This is a genomic window from Ferrovibrio sp., assembly GCF_036381655.1.
In the GTDB taxonomy this organism is placed as follows: domain Bacteria; phylum Pseudomonadota; class Alphaproteobacteria; order Ferrovibrionales; family Ferrovibrionaceae; genus Ferrovibrio.
The window spans coordinates 12246-35488 of sequence record NZ_DASVCJ010000072.1 but is presented as its reverse complement, the minus strand read 5'-3'; the positions used below and the strand labels follow the sequence as shown (position 1 = coordinate 35488).

Below are 23243 nucleotides of genomic sequence, written 5' to 3'. Positions count from 1 at the left end.
CGCCCGGCCTCAGGGGCGGTTCCCGGCTCTGCGGTGCCAAAGCTTGACTTTAGGCATATTGTTCTATATATGTTCAATACCAAATACGCTGGTCGCTCCCGGTTCTGGCCACGGACTGGCGCCGGCGCCGCCACTGGCACGCGCCCCGTCCAGCCGGTACAAAACCCCGCCCCCGGATTCATGCCTGTCCCGGAGAAACCATGAGCCATAAGACAGATGTTGCCGTGATCGGCGCCGGTCCGGTCGGCCTGTTCGCCATTTTCGAATGCGGCATGCTGGGCATGCGCTGCCATGTCGTCGATGCGCTGGACGCCATCGGCGGCCAATGCAGCGCGCTCTATCCGGAGAAGCCGATCTACGACATCCCGGCCTTCGCGCGCATCTCCGGCGCGGAACTGGTCGAGCGGCTGGAGCAGCAGGCGACGCCGCTCAAGCCCGTCTTCCATCTCGGCCAGCGCGTCGAGAAGCTGGAGCGGCTGGGCGAAGGCTTCCGGCTGACCACTTCGAAAGGCGCCGTCATCGAGGCCGGCGCGGTGATCATCGCCGCCGGCGCCGGCGCCTTCGGTCCGAACCGTCCGCCGCTGGCCGGCATCGAGGCTTACGAGGGCCAGAGCGACGGCCGCGGCGTGCATTACCTGGTGCGGCGGCCGGAGGATTTCCGCGGCCGGCGTATCGTCATTGCCGGCGGCGGCGATTCCGCGGTGGACTGGGCCCTGGCGCTGCACGGCATCGCCGACCACATCGCGTTCGTGCATCGGCGCGATCAATTCCGCGCCGCCCCGGACAGCGTTGCCAGGCTGCGCGCCCTGGACGGCAAGGGATTGGATATCGTCGTGCCGTTCCAGCTCGACGCCCTGGCCGGCGACAGCGGCAGGCTCGAGGCGGTGACGGTCAGATCGCTGGACGGCGAGACGCGCCGCCTGCCGGCCGATGCCCTGCTCGCCTTCTTCGGACTGAAGAGCGATCTCGGCCCGATCGCCACCTGGGGCATGGAATTGGCGCTGCATCATCTGCCGGTCGATCCGGCGACCTGCCAAACCAGCCAGCCCGGCATCTTCGCCATCGGTGACGTTGCCACCTATCGCGGCAAGCTCAAGCTGATCCTCACCGGCTTCGCCGAGGCGGCGGCGGCGGCGCATGCGATCTTCCCGCTGCTGCACCGGGGCCAGCCGCTGCATTTCGAGTATTCGACGTCGAAAGGCGCGCCTGGAACCGCTTGATAGACGTCATGGCGCGCCTAGTGCGCCATGACGTCAGCAGCGATCACTCCTTCTGCAGCATCGCCCGCAACTCCGTCTTCAGCACCTTGCCGTAATTGTTCTTCGGCAGAGCCGGCACGAAGCGGTATTGCTTGGGCCGCTTGAAGCGGGCGATGTGGTCGAGGCAAAGCGCATCCAGCGCCTCGGCCGTCACGTTCGCCCCGTCGCGGGCGACGACGAAGGCGACGACCTCCTCGCCCCAATCGGCATGCGGCTTGCCGACCACCGAGACTTCGCTGACCTCGGGATGCTTGAGCAGCACCTCCTCCACCTCGCGCGGATAGATGTTGCTGCCGCCGGAGATGATCATGTCCTTCGAGCGGTCCTTCAGGGTAAGGAAGCCGTCTTCGTCGATGCTGCCCATGTCGCCGGTATGCAGCCAGCCGCCACGCAGCGTCTGCGCCGTCGCCTCCGGGTTGCGCCAATAGCCGGCCATCACGACTGGCCCGCGGCAGATCACCTCGCCGATCTCGCCCGGCGGCAACGGCCGATCCTCGGCATCGACCACGCGCAGTTCGACATCGGTGCGGGCGATGCCGGCCGAGCCGAGCCGCTCGCGATAGCGCGGATGGCCATCATCGACATGCATCGCCTTGTCCATGCCGGTGATCGTCATCGGCGCCTCGCCCTGGCCATAGATCTGCGCCAGCTTCGGCCCCAGCACGCCCATCGCCTCCAGCAGGTCGGCGACATACATCGGCCCGCCGCCATAGACGAGCGTCTTCAGGTTGTCGGTCTTCGCCGTCGTGATCTGCGGCGCATGGACGAGCCGGTGCACCATGGTCGGCGCGAAGAAGAAGCTGCAATTCTTCCAGTGGGCGATCAGGTCCAGCGTTTCCGCCGGATCGAAACCGCCGCTTGCGGGGATCACCTGGTTGGCGCCGCGGGCGACATGCGGCAGGCCGTAAAGGCCGGAGCCATGACTGATCGGCGCGCAGTGGATCATGCTGTCGACGGGATCGACGCGATCGACATCGGCGAAATAGTTCATCGTCGCCGACCACAGATTGGCATGCGTCAGCATGGCGCCCTTCGGCCGGCCGGTCGTGCCGGAGGTGTAGAACAGCCAGCCCAGGCTTGTCGGCGCCACCTCGGCCATCGGCATCGGCTCGGCATCGTACAGCCTGGCGAAATCGCGCTCTTGCGCAATCATCACCCGCTGCAGGCTGGCGATCTCCTTGGTCAGCGGCAGCAGATCCTCGGCCAGGGCGGCGGAAACCACGGCCAGCCTGGCCTGGGAATTATCGAGAATCCACGCCACCTCGCGGGCATGCAGCTTGGCATTGATCGGAACCGCGGCGAGGCCGGCATGCCAGATCGCGAATAGCAGTTCCCAGTATTCCGGGCTGTTCTTCAGCAGCAAGGCGACGCGATCGCCCGGCTGCAATTGCCCGGCGGCGATCAGTCCGGCGGCAAGCTTTGGCACGCGCGCGCCCATCTGGGCATAGGACAGGCGAATGTCGCGGCCGGTCGACAGAGCCGGACGAGCGCCCCAGGCTTTGGCGGCGCGATGCAGGAGATTGGCAAGATTCATTTTCGGTCCCGGAACAGTTTCCTCGGGAACCATGTTACGGAAAGACCGCCGTCACCGACAATACTTCCCCCCTGCCGAAGGGGACCGCGCTCAGGCGCGAAGACTCAGGCGTGATACTCGGTCTGCACCAGGCCTTCGTCGGGCGAGAAGCGATTGTGGTATTTCGGCGCGATGCGCTCGACCGGCAGCAGGATGAAAACATCCGTGGTGCCGAATTGGCGATCGACCACGGCGCCATCGCCGATATAGGCGCCAAGGCGCAAATAGGCCTTGATCAGCGGCGGCAAGGCATGCAGCGCCGCGCGCGGGTTGATCTGGTCCGGCGGCAGCAAATTCATCGCCTCGAAGCGTTCCGGCAAGGCCCGGACGCGCCACTCTACCGGCGGCAGGTGATGGGCATGCAGATAGCTCAGCGCCAGGGCATGCTCCTGCGGATCGGTGCCCGCGAAGGAGGCGCAGCCGAACATGAAGCTGATGCCATGATCGGCAATGTAGGTCGAGATGCCGCGCCAGAGCAGCTGGATCGTGGCATTGGTGCGATAGTCGCGGTGCACGCAGGACCGGCCCAGTTCGAGCAGGCCGCCGGCGGCGCCGACATAGTCCAGCATCGGCTGCAGGTTGTATTCCGACGCCGAGTAGAAGCCGCCATGCTTTTCGGCCACCTCCCGGCGCAGCAGCCGGTAGGTGCCGACCGCCTGTTCGCCATCCGGCCGGGCGCGGTCGAACACCATCAGATGATCGCACAGCGTGTCGTACTGGTCGAAATCGAGGCCGAGGCGCGCCATCTCGGGCGACGGCCGCGCCGCCATCTCCTCGTAGAAGACCTGATAGCGCAGCCGCTGGGCTGCAGCGATGTCCTCCGCGCTACGGGTCAGGCGCACCTCAAAGCGTCCGTCGGCGGAAACACACTGCCAGCCACTCCGTGGCAAACGGGACGCAGGTACAGCCGAAGGAACGGAGAGAGGCAGTTGCATGTTCATGCTCCGACTATGGCCATACTCTGTGTAGCAAAGGTGTCAACTATATGACAGATTTACTGAATCACATCCGCTATAAAATATATTGCGGTGTTTTGGCAAGCTGACCGCCTATATATTGGGGGTCGGCGCCAATCCCCTGTCGCCCCGCTGTTCCGGCGGGCGCCGCTTTCAGTCCTCGGCCAGCAAAGCCTTTTCCGGCGTCACGGTTGCGATTCGCGTCGCGGCGCCGCGGCGGGTCAGCCAGGCCAGCAGCAGCAATCCCGGGATCGCGGCAAGCGTCGTGAAGACGAAAAAGACCGGCCAGCCGAGCGGCGCAGCCACGAAGCCGGCATAGGAGGACAGGACGGTTCGCGCCACCGCGCTCAGCGAGGACAGCAGGGCATATTGCGTCGCCGTATAGGCAATGTCGCACAGCGCCGAAAGATAGGCGACCAGGGCTGCGGTGCCCATGCCGCCGGCGAGATTCTCGAATCCCACGGCCAGCGCCAGGAACCACAAATCATGGCCTTGCATCGCCAGGACGGCAAACAGCAGGTTCGAGCCCATCTGCAGAAAACCGCAGATCCACAGCGAGCGGTACAGCCCGACGGCCTGCATCAGCCAGCCGCCGAGGAACAACCCGATCATCGTGGCGGCGAACCCGTAGAGCTTGCTGACCTCGGCGATCTCGGCCTTGGTGAAACCGATATTGAGATAGAAACTGGTCGCCAGCGCGCCGGCCAGGCTGTCGCCCAGCTTGAACAGCATCACGAAGAGCAGAATGCTGACCCAGCCCCTGCGGGTCATGAACTGCAGGAATGGCCCGGCGATGCTGGCATACAGCCAAGCCGCCAGCTTGGCAAAAGCGCCGGAAAGATGCGGCTTGCCGGCAAGCCAGGCCTGCGCCCCGGCGATCCGTCTCTCGGCATCGCCGCGCGGTTTCACTGCCGGCTCGCCGACCATCAGGACGGTTATCGTCCCCACGGCCAGCAGGGCCGCCATCGCGATATAGACCAGCGGCCAGGCGAATAGCGTCGCCAGATAAAGCGCGCCGGCCGAGGAGACTAGCATGCCGACGCGATAGCCGAAGACGATCGCGGCGGCCCCCGCCGCCAATTGCTGTTCCTCGAGGATTTCCACGCGCCAGGCATCGATCACGATATCCTGCGTCGCCGACATGAAGGCGACGGCGACGGCGCAGATGGCCGTCAGCACCAGGGCCTCGGCCGGGTTGCTTACCGCCAGAGCCGCGATCGCCAGCATCAGCAGGAGCTGCGACAGGACAAGCCAGCCGCGGCGGCGGCCGAAGAGCCGCGTCAGGACCGGCAGCGGCAGGCGGTCGACCAGCGGCGCCCAGAGGAATTTCAGCGTATAGGGCACGCCGACCAGGGCGAATAATCCGATCGACTGCAGCGAAATATCGGATTCCGTGAGCCATGCCTGCAGCGTCTGCCCGGTCAGCGCCAGCGGCAGGCCGGAGGCGAAGCCCAGCACCGCGATCGCCAGCACGCGCGGGTCGCGGTAAACCGCGAATGCCGCCAGCCACGCCCGGAAACGCTGCAACGCCACGCGTCAGGGCCGCTTCGCATAGCCGAGCGGCTGCAGCACCTCCGAGATTTCCCCAAGGATGGCGGGGTCGTCGATAGTGGCGGGCATGCGGTATTCCTGCGCGTCGGCGATCTTCTGCATCGTGCCGCGCAGTATCTTGCCGGAGCGCGTCTTGGGCAACCGTTTCACCACCACCGCCTGCTTGAAAGCGGCGACCGGCCCGATCCTTTCACGCACGAGCTGAACCAGCTCTTGCAGAATCTGCTCCTCCGGCCGACTGACACCCGCCTTGAGCACGACGAAGCCGAGCGGCACCTGCCCCTTCAACTGATCGGCGACGCCGACCACGGCGCATTCGGCGACATCCGGATGCGAGGCCAGCACCTCCTCCATGCCGCCGGTCGACAGCCGGTGGCCGGCGACATTGATGATGTCGTCGGTGCGGCTCATGATGAAGATATAGCCATCCTCGTCGAGGTAGCCGGCATCGCCGGTGTTGTAATAGCCGGGGAAACGATTGAGATAGCTTTTCTTGAAGCCCTCGTCGTTGTTCCAGAGCGTCGGCAGGCAACCCGGCGGCAGCGGCAGCTTGATGACGATATTGCCGATATCGCCGGTCTTGACCGGATTGCCGTCGTCATCGAGCACGCGAACGTCATAGCCCGGCACGATCTTGGTGGGCGAGCCGTATTTGATCGGCAGAAGCTCGATGCCGACGCAATTCGACGCAATCGGCCAGCCGGTCTCGGTCTGCCACCAGTGATCGATCACCGGCCGCTTCAGATGATCCTCCGCCCAATGCACCGTATCGGGATCGGCGCGCTCGCCGGCGAGGAACAGCGTGCGGAAATCCGTCATATCGTACTTCTTCAGCAGCTCCGCTTTCGGATCTTCCTTCTTGATCGCGCGGAAAGCCGTCGGCGCGGTGAACAGCGCCGCCACCTTGTGCTGCTCGACCACCCGCCAGAAGGCGCCGGCATCGGGCGTGCCGACCGGCTTGCCTTCGTAGAGCACCGTAGTGCAGCCGTAGAGCAGCGGCGCATAGACGATGTAGGAATGCCCCACCACCCAGCCGACATCGGAAGCCGCCCAATACACCTCGCCGGGCTGCATGCCGTAAATATGCTTCATCGACCAGTACAGCGCGACCATATGGCCGCCATTGTGGCGCACGACGCCTTTCGGGATGCCGGTCGTGCCGGAGGTGTAAAGGATGTAAAGCGGATCGGTGGCGGCGACCGGCACGCAATCGGCCGCAATGGCCTTGTCCACTTCTTCTGCGAAATCGAAATCGCGTCCCTTCTGCAGCGGCGCTTGATACATCGGCCGCTGGAAGATCAGGCAGCATTGCGGCTTGTGGGCGGCAATCTCGACCGCCTGATCGAGCAGGGGCTTGTATTCGACCACGCGCCCCGGCTCCAGGCCGCAGGACGATGCAATGATCATCTTCGGCTTGCAGTCGTCGATGCGGGTCGCCAACTCGCGCGGCGCGAAGCCGCCGAACACCACGGAATGGATCGCGCCGATGCGGGCGCAAGCCAGCATCGCCATCACGGCCTCCGGCGTCATCGCCATGTAGATAATGACGCGATCGCCCTTGGTCACGCCGCGCGCCTTCATCGCCCCGGCCAGCTTGGCGACGGAATCGCGCAGTTCGCGGTTGGTATAGCTGCGGATCGTGTTGGTGATGGGGGAATCGTAGATCAGCGCCGCGCGCTCGCCATGCCCGGCATCGATGTGGCGGTCCAGCGCGTTGTAGCAGGTATTGGTCGCGGCACCGGGGAACCAGCGGAAGAATGGCGGGGTGCTGGCATCCAGCACGCGATCCCATGTCTTGTACCAATGCAGATCCTGCGCGGCTTCGGCCCAGAATTTCTCCGGCTCCGCCATGGCAGCGGCATAGACCTGATCGTAACGGCTTGCCATCGTTTCCTCCCGGCTTCTTATTCCACCGATCTATAGCAGAGACCGGCAGGGCAAAATAAGACTCTCGTCTAAACCCCTGAATGCATTGATTTCCGTCAAGAATCGTCAGGCGGCGACGATCCGCATCGCGGCATGCGCCGGCACGACCTTTAGCAGGGCCAGCAGATCGGGCAAAGCAAGCGCAACGCAGCCTTCCGTGCCGGCATAATCCGGCCGGGCGACATGCAGAAAAATGGCGCTGCCAAGCCCGGGGATCGGCGGATCGTCGTTATGGCCGAGCACGGCCACCACGTCGTAGAGATGATCGTCGCGCCAGAGTCTCTCGTGGCTGGCGGTATAGGGCAATTTCACCATCCGATTATAGGCCGCATCGGCCGGATCGTCGCACCAGCCGTCATCGGCCCGCAGCGGCGCGGATGGAAGCCGCGTCGCGGGAGCGGCCGCCAGCCGGTCCGGCCGGTAGAGAACCCGGCGCAGCGGATAGCGGCCAAGCGGCGTGGCGCGGTCGCCTTCGCGCTTGTCGGCCTCAGGCTTGCATCCGGCCTTGCCGAGCGCGCAGCGAAACTCGAGGCCGCCGAAGCGAAGCCAGCCATTGGAGGAAACGACGATTTCGCTCATGCGCCGATGAGGCGGCATTCAGCGCCGGCGCGCAAGCCCTAGAACGTTACGTCCACCCTGCCGGGCTGCTTATTCCGCTGCTCCTGCATGTCGAAGTATTTCTGGTAGGCCGCGGCGGCGCGCTCGGTCCAGTCGGCCGGCGGCGGGTGATCGGAACGGAATGCCGCGCCCTGATAGCCGCCCGGCCTCACGCCGAATTTGCTGGCGACGGCCTGTTGCGTGACCGGCTGGGTGCCAACGCCGCGCACCGGTGCGCCGCCGCCACCCTGCGGGAAGGCGGGAAACCAAGCACGGCCATCGGCCATCTGCGGCGCAGGATTGCTTGCCGAAGCTCTCGCGCGCGCAGCCGGCTGCCGACCGCGGGCGCGGGCGGCGATCATCGCCAGCGCATCGTCCGCCGAGACCTGCTCGGGCTGAGCGGCCGGCTGGAAGGCAGGGGCTGCGGCGGCCGCTGCGGCCGCATTCTTGTTCTTGTCTGTATCCGGGGCAGCATCCTCCGGCTGGCGCTCGGCCGCTTTATCCTGCTCGGCCTCGGCCTGATCGGCCATCTTGACCGACATCTTCAGATCCTGGCGCGGCGGCGGCTGCAGGGCGGCAACGAGTTCGGGCGGAACGCGATCCGGCTGCGGCTGCTGATCGGCCGACGCGATTGCCGCGGCCGGCTGCTTGTCGCCACCCAGATCGATCCCCAGCAGAGCCAGAGCCTGTTCGCCCGGATCCTTCCCGGTCTCCTCTTCGACGATCCCGCTGACCAGGGACACCGCCAGTCCGATCGGGCCGCCGAACAGGGCCCCGCCGGCGAGCCGCGAGCCGGCGTCGATCGTATCGCCGGTGATGGCGCGATAGACGGTGGAGACGATGGGGATGTGCTGCAGCGGATTGATGATGTCGAGGAAATCCTTGAAGGTGAAGCCATCCGGCCCGAACAGGCCGGGATGGGCTGACTCGTTCGCCGCCGCCGCACTCGCCGTCGCGGCCACATTGGCCGTCTCAGGGAATAGCGGACCCGGTCGCGCGTAATTGAGCCTCAAATCTTCCACTGGCACTCACCCCAACAGGCGCCGAACCGGCGCCAATCAGGAGAGAGGATGCAAACGGCAGGCCAGAATTTAGCCTAAAAGTGTCATAGAGTTACGGCGGCAGTTTCGGCAGCCCGGCAATTCCTGCCGGGGCCGGTCAGAGATAATGCCCCGACTTCTTCCGCTTCGCGGCCAGATAGGCCTCGTTATGGGCATTGGGCGGAAATTTATGCGGCACCCGCTCGGCCACCGCGATCCCGCAGGCCTCCAGGCCTTTGACCTTCTCGGGGTTGTTGGTCAGCAGCCGGACGCTGCTGAAGCCAAGCAGCCGCAGCATCCTGGCGGCCGGCAGGAACCAGCGCTCGTCGGCCGCAAAGCCCAGCCGCTGATTGGCCTCCACGGTATCGAAACCCTGATCCTGGAGCTGATAGGCGCGCAGCTTGTTGACCAGCCCGATACCGCGGCCCTCCTGAGCCAGGTAGAGCAGGATTCCGGCGCCCGCCTCGCCGATCGTCCGCACGGCGCCGCGGAGCTGTTCGCCGCAATCGCAGCGCAGGCTGCCGAGCAGATCGCCGGTGAAGCATTCCGAATGGAGCCGGACCAGGACCGGCTTGGTCGCATCCGGCTCGCCGATCACCAGCGCGAAATGCTCCTGCCGCCCATCCGCCGGGCGGAAGGCGTAAAGCCGCGCATGTTCGGCATCGGCGACCGGCAGGCGCGCCTGACTGACCGGAACCAGCGTTTCCGCCGCCGCAAGATCGTAAGCCGCCACGGCTTCGCCGGCGACGGCCTGCACCTCGGCGGGAATGGCGGCCTCCGCCGCGAGCGGAATATGCACCACCGACGGCAGCAGGAAGGCCGTCTTGGCCAGCTTCACGGCCAGGCGGGCGGTCTGCGGCGGCGCAGCCTTCAGGCGCGTGAAGGGTCCGCGCAACGGCGCCGCCAGATCGCGGCTGGCATCGGCGAGATCGCGAATCAGCGCTGCCTTCTCGTCCGCAGTGGCCGGCAAATCGGCCAGCGGCAGCAAAATGGGATCGTATCCCGTCGGCCCGACATGCAGGACGGCGGCGCGCGCCGCCGTCAGCACCAAAGCCGCTTCAGCGCCGGGCCCGGCATAGCGGGCCAGGGCCGCTTCGGTGAGCGTTTCCGAGGACAGGACCAGCGCCTGAGCCTGAGCCTGAGCCTGAGCCTGGGCCGGGGCCTGGGCCGCGCCCTGTCCCAGGGTCAGCAACACGGGGCGGCCGCGGCGAAGTTCGTGGCCGGCGCGGTCGACGGCGATGGCCGCGAAGTGTGGATCGAGATCGGACATGACCCGTCGGGTGTACGACGCAGCGAACCGCTGGGCAAGGCGCTGCGATTGTCGCCGGATAAGGGGCTGGCTAAGCTTCGGCCATGAAAGGAGCAATTCAAACGAAGCCGATGCCCAGCATGCAGGCCCGCCTGATTGCTCACGGCCTGCGGCGGCTGGTCAAGCCTCGCCATGTCGGCCGGACCGGCATTCCGCTCCTGCGGGCGCTGATGTTCGCCCTTACCCGCTCCAGGCTACCGCCGGGCGTGACGGCGCAGCGGACAAAAAGCCCGGCCCGCGGCGAATGGCTGCGTCCGGCCAAGCCGCGGCACGGCCACGCATTGCTTTATTTTCATGGCGGCGGATTCTTCTGCGGCGCCCCGCGAACGCACCGCGCCATCACGGCCCGACTGGCCAAGCTGCTCGGCATGGCGGTGTTTTCCCTCGATTACCGCCTGGCGCCCGAACATCCCTTCCCGGCGGCCCTGGAGGATGCGCTGGCGGCTTGGCGCTGGCTGCTGGCTGAGGGCTACTGGCCGGACCGGATGTGGCTTAGCGGCGACTCGGCGGGCGGCGGCCTGGCGCTTGCGCTGATGCTCGCCTGCAAGAAAGCAGGCCTGCCGCTGCCCGCCGGCGCAATGCTGCTCTCGCCCTGGACCGACCTGACCTGCAGCGGCGCTTCGATGGCCACCAATATCAAAAGCTGCGCTTGGTTCCGGCCCGAACAGGTCCGCTTCGCCGCCTCTTTGTATGCCGGCAAGACAGACAAGGCCGATCCCTTCCTTTCGCCGCTGTTCGGCGATCTTTCCGGCCTGCCGCCGCTGATCATCCATGCCAGCGACAGCGAACTGCTGCGCGACGACTCGCTGCGGCTGGCGGAAAAAGCCAGGGCCGCCGGGGTGGCCGTGACCTTGGAGATCTGGCATGGCCTGCCGCATGCCTGGCCGAATTTCGCCGGCCTGATGCCAGAAGGCGATGCCTGCCTGGCGGCAGCGGTCAACAAAATGTTGGTTCCGGCCGGATAGAATCGCTATGCCTTGAGCAGCGCCGCCTGCCACGGCAGACTTGGCATACGCTCACCTTGGGGGGACCCGGTGCAGGAAAAGGAATTGCGCCTCGCGCTGGTTTGTTTCGGCGGGGTTTCGCTTGCCATCTACATGCATGGGGTGGTGAAAGAAATCCTGAAACTGGTGCGCGCCTCCAAGGCCTATCATTCGCTGCCGAAGGGGCCGGCCCGCGCCAGCGCCCGCTTTGCCGACGGCATACGCGCCGGCGATACCGAATACGACAGCGAGCATGCCTATTTCGAATTGCTGCAAGAACTGGGGCAGCATATCGATCTGCGTGTCGTGGTCGACGTCATTTCGGGCGCATCGGCGGGCGGGATCAACGGCATCATTCTGGCGCGCGCCCTGGCGCACGACCTGCGCATCGAGCATTTCCGCGATCTGTGGCTGCGCGAATCCGATGTCTCGCGGCTGCTGGATCCGGAGAAGAAGGCCGGCCGTACCAGCAAGTTCTATATGCGGCCGCTGCTGTGGCTCGCGTCGCGCTCGCGGCTGGGCCGCGTCCTGCTCGATACTGAGGTGCGCGACAAGATTTCGCTGTTCACCCGCTCGCGCTGGTTCGAGCCGCCCTTCGACGGCCAGCATCTGGCGCGGCAATTGCTGGCCGGATTGGAGGCCATGGGCGATCCGGCGACGCCCGGCGCCTCGCTGATGCCGAACCAATTGACGCTCGATCTGTTCGTCACGCTGACAGATTTCTACGGCTACCTGCAGCATATCCCGATCCACGATCCGCCCTTCGTGCATGATCGCGAGCACCGCCACATGCTGCGCTTCAGCTATCGCCGCTTCGCCAGCGGCGAAGAGCAGTCGGACCTGACATACGCCGACGCCCCGGCGCTCGCCTTCGCCGGGCGCGCGACTTCGGCGTTTCCCGGCGCCTTCCCGCCGGCACAGCTTGGCGACATCGACCGCCTGCTGCAGGAACAGGGCCGCATCTGGGAACGCAAGCAGCAATTCCTGGAGAAGAATTTTCAGGACTATTACCGCGCCGAACTGAATCCGGCGAATACCTCCTTCCTGGATGGCGGCGTCCTGACGAACAAGCCGTTCGCCGCCGCGATGAAGGCGATCCGCGGCCGGCCGGCCTATCGCGAGGTGGATCGCAGGCTGGTCTATATCGACCCGCAGCCGCTGCGGCCCGCACCGCCGCCCACCGGACGGATGCCCGGTTTCTTCCGCGTCCTCAAAGGCGCACTGAGCGATATTCCGCGCAACGAGCCGATCGCCGACGAATTGATCTGGGTAAACCGCTTCAACGAACGGGTCCGGCATCTGCGCGGCGTGATCGACGCCACCCAGCCGCAGATCGTGCAGCTGGTGGCGGAGAGCGCGCCGCGCAATCTCGATGCGGCGCTGAGCGAAATGGAAATCCGGCTATGGCGCATGCAGGCGAGCGAACGCGCCGTGCAGGAGGCCGGCTTCGCCTATGAAGGCTATGTCCGCCTCAAGCTCGGCGCCGTGCTCGACTCGGTCACCAAGCTGATCTGCCGGGCCTGCCGCTTCGGCGAGCATTCCAACGAGGCGCGCTGGGCCCGTCTGGTGATGCTCCGCTGGGCGGAAGACCGCCAGGTCTGCCACACGGCGCCGCGCTTCGACCGGGCGCCGCCGGGCACGCCGCCCGAGTTGCTCCCGCCCTGGGTGCGCTTTTTGCTGCGTTTCGATGTCGCCTTCCGCCAGCGCCGCCTGCGCTTCCTGGTGCAGCGCCTGAATCAGCTTTACGGCAAGCTGGGCGATCCCGAGCATCGTGGCCTGAAAGCCGAGAAAATGGATGCGCTGAAGCGCGCCTTCTACGATGCACAGGAGGCGCTGCGGCAATTCGACGGCGGCAACGGCTTCAAGCCCGGCACCAAGGAGATGGCAACGAAGCTGTTCTTCCGCCGCATCGACCTGCGCGACGCCGAGGACCTGGCCTCGGATGCCGCCAGCTTCGCCACGGCCAACCTGGCGGCGATCGACGCCGTGATCGAGCAGCTGGCCATGGATATCGATCTCGACCGTACCACCGGCCAGCTCGACGCCCTGTTCGCCGAGCTCGATCCGGCGGACTGGAGTGTGCCGGCGCGGCGCGACCTGCTGGTCAGCTATATCGGCTTTCCGTTCTGGGACGTGCTGACATTTACCATCACCAACTGGCGCGACCTGGGCGAATTCAACGAAATCCGCATCGACCGGATCAGCCCCGAGGATGCCGTCGCCATCCGGCGCGGCAATACCCTGAAAGGCGTCAACCTCGGCCGCTTCGGCGGCTTTTTCAGCCGGGCGCATCGCGAGAACGATTATCTCTGGGGCCGGCTGCATGCCATCGACCGCCTGATCGACATCGTTTACGACGCCGCCGGCGCCAGAACGGCGGATATCCCGCTGGATCGCCAGGCCATCAAACTGAAGGCCTTCCGGCTGGTGCTCGAGCGTGAAGCCGCCAACCTGGCGGTGAGCCGCCGCCTGATCGAGGATTTGCGTCAGGAACTGGACGTCATTGCCGCCGGGAAAGCCTGACAGGGCGCCCGATCCGGCCGGGCCGCCGCTTGTCGGGACATGGAAAAAGCGTATGCTCGGCGGCCTTGAACAACTCGCGAGCATGCCGTGATCAATCGCTTCCAACCCGTCCTTATTGCCGCCCTGGTTGCGGCCTTCAGCATTGCGGCCCAGGCTCAGCCGGCCAAGGGCAAGAACGACGATCCCGTCGTCGCCCGCGTCAATGGGCAGCCGATTACGCGCTCCGCCGTGGTCGAGTTCTATAGCCAGCTGCCCTCGCCGATGAACCAGATTCCGCTCGATCAGCTCGCGCCGGGGATCATCAACGAATTGGCGGCACGCAGGCTACTGGGCGAGGCCGCCGAGAAAGCCAAGCTCGGCGACGATCCGGAGGTGAAGCAGCAGTTGAAGGCCGTCCGCGAGCAGGTGCTCGAGCAGGCCTATCTCGACCGCAAGGTCACGGCGGAAGTGACCGATGCCAAGATGAAGGCGCGCTATGACGAGTTGATCAAGGCGCAGCCGCCGCAGGAAGAAGTTCATGCCCGCCATATCCTCGCCGCGACCGAGGCCGATGCCCAGGCGGCGCTGGACGAGGTGAAGAAGGGTGCGGATTTCGCCGAAGTCTCGAAGAAGCGTTCGATCGGGCCGACGGCGGCGACCGGCGGCGATCTCGGCTTCTTCACCAAGGACAAGATGGTCCCGGAATTCGCCGAAGCCGCGTTCGCTTTGCAGCCAGGTCAGGTCAGCGACAAGCCGGTCCACACCCAGTTCGGCTGGCATGTCATCAAGGTGGAGGAGCGCCGCCAGTCGCCGCCGCCCAGCTTCGACGAGGTGCGCGATCAGGTCCACAAGATCATGGCCGACGAGGTGATCCAGAAGACCGTCGACGACCTGCGCAAATCGGCCAAGGTCGAAACCTATGAATGGCCAAGCGCAAGCGGCAAGAAGCTGCCTGCCATCGCGCCGGACGCCCCATCCTCCAAGAAGAAATAACCAGCCGAGAATTCCGTCATGGCCGCGCATCCCGTCTCGCCCTTGGCGCCGTCCAAGCTGCCCGTCCTGCCGCCTGTTGCCGGCGCCCGTCTGGCGACCGCCCATAGCGGCATGCGCTACCAGGGCCGCGACGATCTGGTCATGATGGAGTTCGCGCCAGGCACCCGGGTCGCCGGCCTGTTCACCCGCTCCTCCATGCCGGGGGCGCCGGTCGATTGGTGCCGCAAGATCCTGTCTGGCGGCAATGCCCGCGCGCTCGTCGTCAATGCCGGCATCGCCAATGTCTTCACCGGCAAGGCCGGCCAGCAATCGGTCAAGACCACGGCCGATGGCGCGGCGAAGACGCTCGGCTGCCGCGCCAGCGAGGTCTATCTCGCCTCCACCGGTGTGATCGGCCAGATCCTGCCGGCGGAGAAGATCGTCGCGCAAATGCCGAAGCTGAAAGCCGGGCTGGACGGCGGCAACTGGCTTGCCGCGGCGAAGGCGATCATGACGACCGATACCTTCCCGAAGCTCGCCACGGTGACCTGCGAAATCGATGGCCGCAAGGTGACGATCAACGGCATCGCCAAGGGATCGGGGATGATCGCGCCCGACATGGCGACCATGCTGGCCTTTCTGGTCACCGATGCAAAGCTCGCGGCGGAAACGCTGCAGGCGCTGTTGAAGGCGGCCGCCAACCAGAGCTTCAACTGCCTCACCGTGGATGGCGATACCTCGACCTCCGATACCGTATTGCTGTTTGCGACCGGAGCGGCCGGGAATGCGGCGCATTCCAAGCCGTCCGACAAGCGGCTGGCGGATTTCCGGCGCGCGCTGGTGCAGGTAATGTCAGAGCTGGCGCAGCTCATCGCCCGCGACGGCGAAGGCGCGCAGAAGCTGGTGACCATCGAGGTGACAGGCGCCAAAAACGACGGCTCGGCGCGCATCATCGCCCGTGCGATCGCCAATTCGCCGCTGGTCAAGACCGCGATCGCCGGCGGCGACGCCAACTGGGGCCGCATCGTCATGGCAGTCGGCAAATCGGCCGAGCCCGCCGATCGCGACAAGCTGGTGATCAAGATCGGCGACAAGCCGGTCACCGCGCGCGGCATGGTCCGCCCCGATCACGACGAGGCTTATGCAACGCGGCATTTCAAGGGCCGCGATGTGCGCATCAGCGTCGATGTCGGGATAGGCAAAGGCACGGCGAAGGTCTGGACTTGCGATCTCACGCACGGTTACATCGACATCAATGCCGACTACCGCAGTTAACAGCCAAGTCGATCTCTGTCCCGGCGATGGCGCCGCATTGCTGGCGTCGAAGCCGGTCGTGCTGGTCGTCGCGGTGGCGCTGATCGATGCCGATGGGCGCGTGCTGCTGACGCAGCGGCCGCCGGGCAAGAAGCTCGCCGGTATGTGGGAATTTCCCGGCGGCAAGGTCGAGGCGAACGAAACGCCGGAAGCAGCCCTGCTGCGCGAGCTGCATGAGGAACTGCACCTCGATATCAGCGCCGCCTGCCTGGCGCCCTTCGCCTTCGCCAGCCATGCCTATGAGGATTTCCACCTGCTCATGCCGCTCTATGTCTGCCGGCGCTGGGCCGGACAGCCGCAGCCGCGCGAAGGCCAGGCGATGAAGTGGGTGCGCCCGTCGAAGATGCGCGAGCTTGAAATGCCGCCGGCGGATATCCCGCTGGTGGCGATGCTGCACGATCTGCTGAGCTGATTGCCGGACTAATCCTTCGGCCTGGCCTTGTCGCCGAGCCGATGTTCGACCGTGTCGAGTGCCGATGCCAGCCGATACGCGGCTGTGCCGGGCCGCAGCGGTTTCTGCTGGCTTTCATGCGGATGCCAGCCGGTCAGCGTGACGATCTCGAAGGTCGCCGGGATGCGGCCATCCGCATCGGCGAAGCGTTGCTGATACAGCTCGGCCATGCGGAACAGGGTAGCGCGCCGCGTCACCGCCTTGCGGCGCCCCAGGGCGGCATTGGTTTCGCCCATGCCGCGCAGATCGCGCATCAGGCGGAAAGCATCGCCGTAGGTCACGGTCAGCCGCTCGCCGTCGGCGACGGGGAGTGCAAAGCCGGCCCGCTGCAGCAGCGCGGCGCCATCCAGCGTTTCCGCCATCGGCGAAATGCGCGGGCTGACGCCGCCTTCCAGCTCGGCTTCGGCGGCAAGCCAGGCCTGGCGCAGCTCGTTCAAGGTGGCGCCGCCGAACATCGCCCCCAGGAAGAGGCCATCCGGTTTGAGTGCGCGGCGGATCTGGATCAGGCTGCCCGGCAGGTCGTTGACCCAGTGCAGATTGAGCAACGCGATCACCAGATCGAACTTGCCCTGTGCGAATGGCAGGAATTCCTCGTCGCCGACGACATGCAATCCGCCGCCCGCGATACTGTCGCAGGAGATCAGGGTTTCGATCTGCCCCCGCCCGTTCAGCCGCGGCCATAGCCAGTCGGCACTGCAGCCCTGCACCAGCGCGAGCGGGAAGCTGCGGCGGATATCGTCCAGGCGGTCCAGCAGCCGCTCGGCCACGGCCGCGCGCAGAAAATCATGATCGCCCCCGATGCGGGCAGCACGTTCGCGCTGCCGCCGCTTGGCAAGGCGGTCGAACACCAACATGGTTTCCGTCATGGGGCGATTGTCGCATGATCGCGCCCTGGCCGTCACCTGCCGGGGCGCGGAAGATCGCGCCCGTCACTCGGCGGCAACAGCCATCCGGCAGCCGGACACCAGCTTGCGCGCCTTTTCCTCGATCTCCGCCAGGCCGACGCCGGGCCGGTAGAGATACGAGCCGATGCCGAAACCATTGGCGCCCGCGGCATACCACTCCGCCATATTCTCCGGCCGGATGCCCCCGACCGGCAAAACGAGGGTTTCCGGCGGCAGGACGGCGCGCAGGCTGCGCAGGATGGCAGGGCTGAAGGCTTCGGCGGGAAACAGCTTCAGGGCATCGGCGCCGGCACGGATCATGGCGAAAGCCTCGGTCGGCGTCGCGAAGCCCGGCACGGCCACCATATCGAGGATCTTCGCCTTGTGAATGATCACTTCGTCGGCATGCGGCGCGACGATGAGCCGCCCGCCGGCAACGGCGACCTGCTTGACCATCAGGCGATCGACCACCGTGCCGGCGCCGATCAGCGCCGTGTCGCCGAAGCGCTTGGCCAAGGCGGCGATGCTGTCCAGCGGATCGGGCGAATTCAGCGGCACCTCGATGATGCGGAAGCCGGCGGCATAGAGCGCTTCGCCGACCGGCACGGCCTCCTTGGGCGTGATCCCGCGCAGGATCGCGATCATCGGGCATGTCTTCAGCCAAGAGGTGACATCAATCATGGACGTCCTCCTGCCAGCAATCGGCCGATGCGATGGAGACCCTGTGCGGCAGCATGTTCGGGTACCACCGATGCCGCGATACCCAAGCATTCGAAGGCAAGCCGATAACGCTCCGACAGGTCATGCGCCCCAACGATCCGGACGCTGCCGGTCCATGTCGTACCACGTATTTCGTGGCCGATCATTATACCAGAGAGATAGTCCAGTGCGGCAGCGGCGGCAAGTTCGTCGAACAATCGCCGGGTCCTGACGCCGAAAAAGTGATGCAAAAGGCCGCCGGAATCGCCCGACCGGGCGACGCCGGAGCGGAATGCGGCCGGATCGAAACCGGCGGCATCCGGCGGCAGCATCGCCGCCAGCAAGCCGTGCCGGCGCAACAGAGCGAACACCTCCCCCGTCATGGCCGTGGCAAATCCCGTAATGCGGCCCGCTTCGACGGCAACATGCTTGCTGTGCGTTCCCGGCAGGCACAGGCTGGCCGTCTCGCCCGCTTCGACGATGCCGAAGATTTGCGTCTCCTCGCCCCGCATCACATCCGGCAGTCCGGCCGCGGTGCGACAGACCAGGCCGGGGACGATCAAGGCCTGACGTTCGCCGTCGATACCCACCGGACACAGATGTCGCGGCAGATCCGCCAGCCCGGCCGGACATTCGACATAGGCGGCCTCGCGCCAGCCCTGCCGGCTGCCCACCATGCCGGACAGCAGGATCGGCCTGTTGCCGTCGTCCTGCAGCCAGTCGCCGATCTCGCGCTGCAGGACGGCAGGATAATCCGCCTGCCTCAACGTGGTGATGCCGCAGGCGGCGCTGCGGGTTTCGGCGATGCGGCCATCGTCGTGCAGCAGGTAGGCGCGAAAGCCGCTGCTGCCCCAGTCGACGCCGATCATCATGGCGGAATCAGGCCGACAGACGCTGCCCGGTCTTGCTGTCGAACAGGTGCACGCGATCCATCTGCGGCATCAGATGAATCGTGCTGCCCGGATGAAAACCATGCCGCTCGGTGAAGACCCCGCAGATCTGGGCGCCGCTCAGGTCGGCATAGACGAAGGTGCTGGCGCCCGTGGGCTCCACCACCTCGACCTTCACCGGCAGGCCCTGGCCATTGGCAGGCACGAGATGCTCCGGCCTGATGCCATAGACGACCGGCTGGCCGTCCTGCCCGGCCTTGACCTCGCCAAGCGGCAGGTCGATGCCGGCTTCGGTCGCGACCCAGTTCCGGTTGCCGTTGCGCCGCAAAACACCGCTGACCAGGTTGATCGCCGGCGAACCGATGAAGCCGGCGACGAAGATGTTCGCCGGGGTGTCGTACAGTTCGATGGGCGAGCCGATCTGCTCGACGATGCCGTCATGCATGACGACAATGCGGTCGGCCATGGTCATCGCCTCGATCTGGTCGTGCGTGACATAGATCGAGGTGGTCTTGAGCTGCTGATGCAGCGCCTTGATCTCGGTGCGCATCTGCACGCGCAGCTTGGCATCGAGGTTGCTCAGCGGCTCGTCGAACAGGAAGACATGCGGGCTGCGCACGATGGCGCGCCCCATGGCGACGCGTTGGCGCTGGCCGCCGGAGAGTTGCTTCGGATAGCGGTCGAGCAGCGGACCGAGGCCGAGGATTTCGGCGGCGCGTTTCACCCGCTCTTCGATCACTTTCCGCTCCGCTTTCCGCAGCTTGAGCGAAAAGCCCATATTCTCGCGCACCGTCATATGCGGATAGAGCGCATAATTCTGAAAGACCATGGCGATGTCGCGGTCCTTCGGCGGCACGTCGTTGACCTTGCGCTCGCCGATCCGGATCACACCCTCGGAAATCTCCTCGAGTCCGGCGATCATCCGCAGCAGGGTGGATTTCCCGCATCCGGAGGGACCGACCAGAACCACGAATTCGCCATCCGGGATGTCGATATCGATGCCGTGGATTACCTCGAGGGCGCCGTAACGCTTGCGCACGGCCTCGATATTCACGCTTGCCATGTCTCACTCCCTGTCCGTCGGCATTCGTTCGCCGTCTCGTCTTCCTACGATTTCACCGCCCCCGCAGTGAGGCCCGACACCATGTAGCGCCGGAAAACATAATAAATCACCGCCGGCGGCAATGCATAAACCATTCCGGTGGCCATCAACAGATTCCAGGGGGCCTCGTCGCCCGACAGGAACTGGCCCAGCGCCACCGCCAAGGTGGTCTCCGTCTCGGAGGACAGCATCAGAAAAGCATACAAATATTCGTTCCAGGCCAGCAACAGGGCATAGGTGCCCACCGCGACGAGGCAGGGCACCATCAGCGGTAGATAGACCAGCCGGAAAATCTGCATCGGGCCGGCGCCGTCGATGCGGGCGGCCTCGTCGAGCTCATACGGCAGCTTGTCCGCATACTGCTTGAGCACCCAGATCGCATAGGGCGAGGCAAAGGTGACCATGGTCAGAATCAGGGCCCATTGCGTGTTCAGCAGTTCGTAATTGGCCATCACCTTGTACATCGGAATGGCCAGAAAGGCCGGCGGTACCAGATAGGTCGCAAGGGCGAGATTCGAGACGAAAACGCCGCCGCGGACCCGCAGCCGGCTGATCGCAAACGTCGCCGCGGAGGCGATGGCCAGCGTCAGCAGGCAGACCATCACCGCGACGAAGGCGCTGTTGGCGAACTGGATCCAGAAATGCTCGAGATAGTAATGGCCCTGATGGATGACGATGCCGAAATTCTCGATTGTCGGCTGTTTCGGCCACAGTTCGCCGGCGAAAGTTTCCGATTTCGGGGTGATCGCCATGACCAGCAGGTGATAGATCGGGATCAGCGTCCAGAGCAGCAGCGGGATGGCGACCAGGACGAGGCGCCCCTCCTTCCATATCCGGTTCATCCCTGCTCTCCCCGCCGCATGCGGCGCAGCATCAGGAACAACAGCGGGATCATCACCGGCAATGCAATCACGACCGTGCTGACGCCGGCTTCGATTTCCGACATGCCGAAGGCGTAACGGATGCCCAGCGTGGCCAGGGTCTGCGTCGAGTCGGCCGGCCCGCCGCCCGTCAGCAGGTAGACCGAGTTGAAATCGCCCAGACTCATGATGGTCGAGAGCAGCGTGCAGGTGATGTAGAGATTCTGCATGCTCGGAAAGGTGACATAGCGGAATTTCTGCAAGCCGCCGGCGCCATCCACATCGGCCGATTCATAGAGATCCCTGGGGATGGCGAGCCGGCCCGCCAGCAGGATCAAGGTCCAGAACGGCAGATATTTCCAGATATGGACGACGCAGACCGCGGCCAGACCGCTCCAGCGGTTCAGCAGCCATACCGGCCCTTCGACCTGGAAATAGCGGAAGATGAGATTGTTCACCATGCCCCATTCGGCATTCAGCATCCAGCGAAAGGACAGGATGGTGGGAATGGACGGCACCGCCCAGGGCAGGATGAAGACGATGCTGAGCCAGCGGATCCAGCGCTGTTCATGGGTGAAGAAACCCGACAGCAGCAACGCCAGGAACATCTTCACGTTCACGGCGACGCCGAGAAAGACGACGGTGTTGACCACCGCGTTGAAGAAAACCGGATCCCGCCATAGCCGGATATAGGTTTTCGGATCGCTGCCGAGCCAAAGGCCGTAGCCGACCGGGTACAGCACGAATGCGAGAAACAACACCAGGTACGGCACGATCAGGATAAGACCCCAGACCGTCTCCTGACGGAGACGGCCCGGGGCCTTCAACCCGACGCCGACATGCTGATCCAGCGGCGTTACAGCAGTCATCGATAATTCAGCCCTCGACGATCTGCTTGATACGGGCAAACATCTCGTCGACGGCCTGTTCCGGCGAGATCTTGTCCTTGGCGACGCGCGTGATCGCACGGCCCCAGACGTTTTCCGCGTTCACCGAGGTGAATTTGTAATTATAGACGAACTGGAACGGCACCGTCGGCTGCTTGACGAACTGCTGGTACACGATCTTGCGATGCGGATCTTCCGAGGTCCAGAACGGACGCTCCGCCGCCTCCTTCATCACCGGGAACCACCGGCCGAGCGAGCCCTCGGTATACGGGGTCAGGTTTTCCGGCTGCAGCAGATAGGCGAAGAATTCCTTGGCGCGCTTCTTGTTCTGCCCGTCGGCAAAGACCACGGCCACCTTGGTCGCGAACAGGTTCGGCAGCGGCTTTCCATCGGGCTTCTTCGGCCAGGATACCGTTTTGATCAATTCGTAATAATTCTTCTTGGCCTGGGCCTTCTCCTGTTCGTTCTTGGCCTTGTTCATGTCGTCGAGATACTTGGCGACGATGGAGATGGTCGCATTATGCGTCATCACCGTCGTCTTGTTCTGGAACGCGACGTTGTTGTCGACGTCCTTCCAGGACAGCGAGCCGGGCGGCGTGCAGCCCTTGCTGACGATGGCGGCGTAGTCCTTGAGCGCGTTGGCCATGCCGGCCTTCACCTTCGGATCGTCGATGAGCAGCTTGCCGTTCTTGTCGACCGGCGAGGCGTCATAGGCATTCACGAAGGACAGGAAGCTGAAGAAGGTGTCGGACGCCTCGACCGAGGACGGATTGCCGATACCGTAGACCCGCTTGCCTTTCTTGCGCAGGGCCGGCTGCACCTTGTCGCACCAGAAATTCCAGAAGCCGTGCCAGTCCTGCGGAATATCCGCATCCTTGTAACCGGCTTCGTTCAGCATGTCCTCCCAGTAATGGGCATGCATGGTCTGCTGATAGATCGGCACGGCATAGTATGACCGCTTGCCGGTCTTGCCATTCATCAGATAAGCGGTATCGACGACGTTGGGCAGGAACTTGTCCTTGTACGGCCCGATGACGTCGCTGACATCCTCGAGCTTGCCGTCATAGGCCCATTTGCCGGCAGTGCGGAAATCGTAGGTCCAGCCGAAGGCGCCATCGGGCGGAGTACCCGATTCCACCGCCGAGATCGACTTGGTGATGATGTCTTCGACGCCATAGAGGCTGAGTTCGACCTTCACGCCGGTCTTCTTCTCGAAGCCTTCGATCACCTTGTTCAACGCCTGGTCTTCCGCCGGATAGAAGCCTTTGTTGAACCATAACGTGAGTTTTTCCTGGGCCAGTGCTTGTGGCGCGCTTGCCAGCACCGCCCCGGCCAAAATCATTCCCAAGGCCTTGCGCATCGTTGTTTCCTCCCTGCCTGACGCGTCGTTCAGTTGCTGTTTTTTTTAGCGATGTCGGATGCCGATCGGCCGAGGACCGTAGCATCTGATATATAAGTTTAGCCAGCCCATTTTGCCCTGCCAAGGCT

The 23243-nt window shown here is 64.9% G+C and carries 20 protein-coding genes; 6 read left to right on the top strand and 14 right to left on the bottom strand.

The window, feature by feature from the left end; genetic code table 11:
• Window positions 1-200 precede the first annotated feature (200 nt).
• Window positions 201-1220 carry an NAD(P)/FAD-dependent oxidoreductase gene (locus tag VF194_RS16570; RefSeq protein ID WP_330892303.1) on the top strand — a complete coding sequence of 340 codons (1020 nt, stop codon included), beginning with the start codon at window positions 201-203 and terminating at the stop codon, window positions 1218-1220.
• A 43-nt stretch (window positions 1221-1263) separates the two neighbouring features.
• Here VF194_RS16570 and VF194_RS16565 read toward each other — a convergent pair whose 3' ends face one another.
• The 7 genes from VF194_RS16565 to ribA all read right to left on the bottom strand — a co-directional run bounded on the left by VF194_RS16565 (window position 1264) and on the right by ribA (window position 10172).
• Window positions 1264-2793: a long-chain fatty acid--CoA ligase gene (locus VF194_RS16565; RefSeq protein ID WP_330892302.1), complete on the bottom strand. Its 1530-nt coding sequence runs from the start codon at window positions 2791-2793 to the stop codon at window positions 1264-1266.
• Between the two features lie 104 nt (window positions 2794-2897).
• Window positions 2898-3674, bottom strand: coding sequence for a GNAT family N-acetyltransferase (locus VF194_RS16560; protein ID WP_330892301.1), 777 nt, complete (start codon window positions 3672-3674; stop codon window positions 2898-2900).
• Window positions 3675-3941: 267 nt separating this feature from the next.
• Entirely contained in the window at window positions 3942-5321 is a 1380-nt protein-coding gene (locus VF194_RS16555) for an AmpG family muropeptide MFS transporter (protein WP_330892300.1), read from the bottom strand.
• A 3-nt stretch (window positions 5322-5324) separates the two neighbouring features.
• Entirely contained in the window at window positions 5325-7226 is a 1902-nt protein-coding gene (locus VF194_RS16550) for a propionyl-CoA synthetase (RefSeq protein WP_330892299.1), read from the bottom strand.
• A gap of 105 nt (window positions 7227-7331) precedes the next feature.
• Window positions 7332-7844: a L,D-transpeptidase family protein gene (locus VF194_RS16545; RefSeq protein ID WP_330892298.1), complete on the bottom strand. Its 513-nt coding sequence runs from the start codon at window positions 7842-7844 to the stop codon at window positions 7332-7334.
• Between the two features lie 38 nt (window positions 7845-7882).
• Window positions 7883-8824 (bottom strand): hypothetical protein, encoded by a 942-nt coding sequence (locus VF194_RS16540; protein WP_330892297.1) that lies wholly within the window; start codon window positions 8822-8824, stop codon window positions 7883-7885.
• 196 nt (window positions 8825-9020) lie between these two features.
• Entirely contained in the window at window positions 9021-10172 is a 1152-nt protein-coding gene (gene ribA, locus VF194_RS16535; RefSeq protein ID WP_330892296.1) for a GTP cyclohydrolase II, read from the bottom strand.
• A gap of 119 nt (window positions 10173-10291) precedes the next feature.
• On the opposite strand from ribA, the gene VF194_RS16530 reads away from it, so the two are divergent.
• From VF194_RS16530 to VF194_RS16510, 5 genes are all read left to right on the top strand, one after another.
• On the top strand, window positions 10292-11176 hold the full coding sequence (locus VF194_RS16530) for an alpha/beta hydrolase (RefSeq protein WP_330892295.1): 885 nt from the start codon (window positions 10292-10294) through the stop codon (window positions 11174-11176).
• A 69-nt stretch (window positions 11177-11245) separates the two neighbouring features.
• The gene (locus tag VF194_RS16525) at window positions 11246-13717 is read left to right on the top strand and encodes a patatin-like protein (protein ID WP_330892294.1); all 2472 of its coding nucleotides are present in this window, start codon (window positions 11246-11248) and stop codon (window positions 13715-13717) included.
• Window positions 13718-13804: 87 nt separating this feature from the next.
• The gene (locus tag VF194_RS16520; protein WP_330892293.1) at window positions 13805-14689 is read left to right on the top strand and encodes a peptidylprolyl isomerase; all 885 of its coding nucleotides are present in this window, start codon (window positions 13805-13807) and stop codon (window positions 14687-14689) included.
• Between the two features lie 18 nt (window positions 14690-14707).
• Window positions 14708-15943, top strand: coding sequence for a bifunctional glutamate N-acetyltransferase/amino-acid acetyltransferase ArgJ (gene argJ / locus VF194_RS16515; RefSeq protein ID WP_330892292.1), 1236 nt, complete (start codon window positions 14708-14710; stop codon window positions 15941-15943).
• A complete protein-coding gene (locus tag VF194_RS16510; RefSeq protein ID WP_330892291.1) occupies window positions 15924-16394 on the top strand; it encodes a (deoxy)nucleoside triphosphate pyrophosphohydrolase in 471 nt (156 codons plus the stop codon). The genes argJ and VF194_RS16510 overlap by 20 nt, the downstream gene beginning before the upstream one ends.
• An 8-nt stretch (window positions 16395-16402) precedes the next feature.
• Here the strand turns inward: VF194_RS16510 and VF194_RS16505 are convergent, their stop codons facing one another.
• From VF194_RS16505 to VF194_RS16475, 7 genes are all read right to left on the bottom strand, one after another.
• Window positions 16403-17299 carry a methyltransferase domain-containing protein gene (locus VF194_RS16505; protein WP_330892290.1) on the bottom strand — a complete coding sequence of 299 codons (897 nt, stop codon included), beginning with the start codon at window positions 17297-17299 and terminating at the stop codon, window positions 16403-16405.
• A gap of 63 nt (window positions 17300-17362) precedes the next feature.
• Window positions 17363-17998, bottom strand: a complete 636-nt coding sequence (locus VF194_RS16500) for a 2-dehydro-3-deoxy-6-phosphogalactonate aldolase (protein ID WP_330892289.1) — start codon at window positions 17996-17998, stop codon at window positions 17363-17365.
• Window positions 17995-18888, bottom strand: a complete 894-nt coding sequence (locus VF194_RS16495) for a 2-dehydro-3-deoxygalactonokinase (RefSeq protein ID WP_330892288.1) — start codon at window positions 18886-18888, stop codon at window positions 17995-17997. The genes VF194_RS16500 and VF194_RS16495 overlap by 4 nt, the downstream gene beginning before the upstream one ends.
• Before the next feature lie 7 nt (window positions 18889-18895).
• A complete protein-coding gene (locus VF194_RS16490; protein ID WP_330892287.1) occupies window positions 18896-19969 on the bottom strand; it encodes a sn-glycerol-3-phosphate ABC transporter ATP-binding protein UgpC in 1074 nt (357 codons plus the stop codon).
• A 44-nt stretch (window positions 19970-20013) separates the two neighbouring features.
• A complete protein-coding gene (locus tag VF194_RS16485) occupies window positions 20014-20850 on the bottom strand; it encodes a carbohydrate ABC transporter permease (protein WP_330892286.1) in 837 nt (278 codons plus the stop codon).
• Complete coding sequence (locus tag VF194_RS16480; protein ID WP_330892285.1) at window positions 20847-21737, bottom strand: sugar ABC transporter permease; 891 nt, start codon at window positions 21735-21737, stop codon at window positions 20847-20849. Before VF194_RS16480 ends, VF194_RS16485 begins: the two co-directional genes overlap by 4 nt.
• 7 nt (window positions 21738-21744) lie before the next feature.
• Window positions 21745-23115: an ABC transporter substrate-binding protein gene (locus VF194_RS16475; protein WP_330892284.1), complete on the bottom strand. Its 1371-nt coding sequence runs from the start codon at window positions 23113-23115 to the stop codon at window positions 21745-21747.
• Window positions 23116-23243 lie beyond the last annotated feature (128 nt).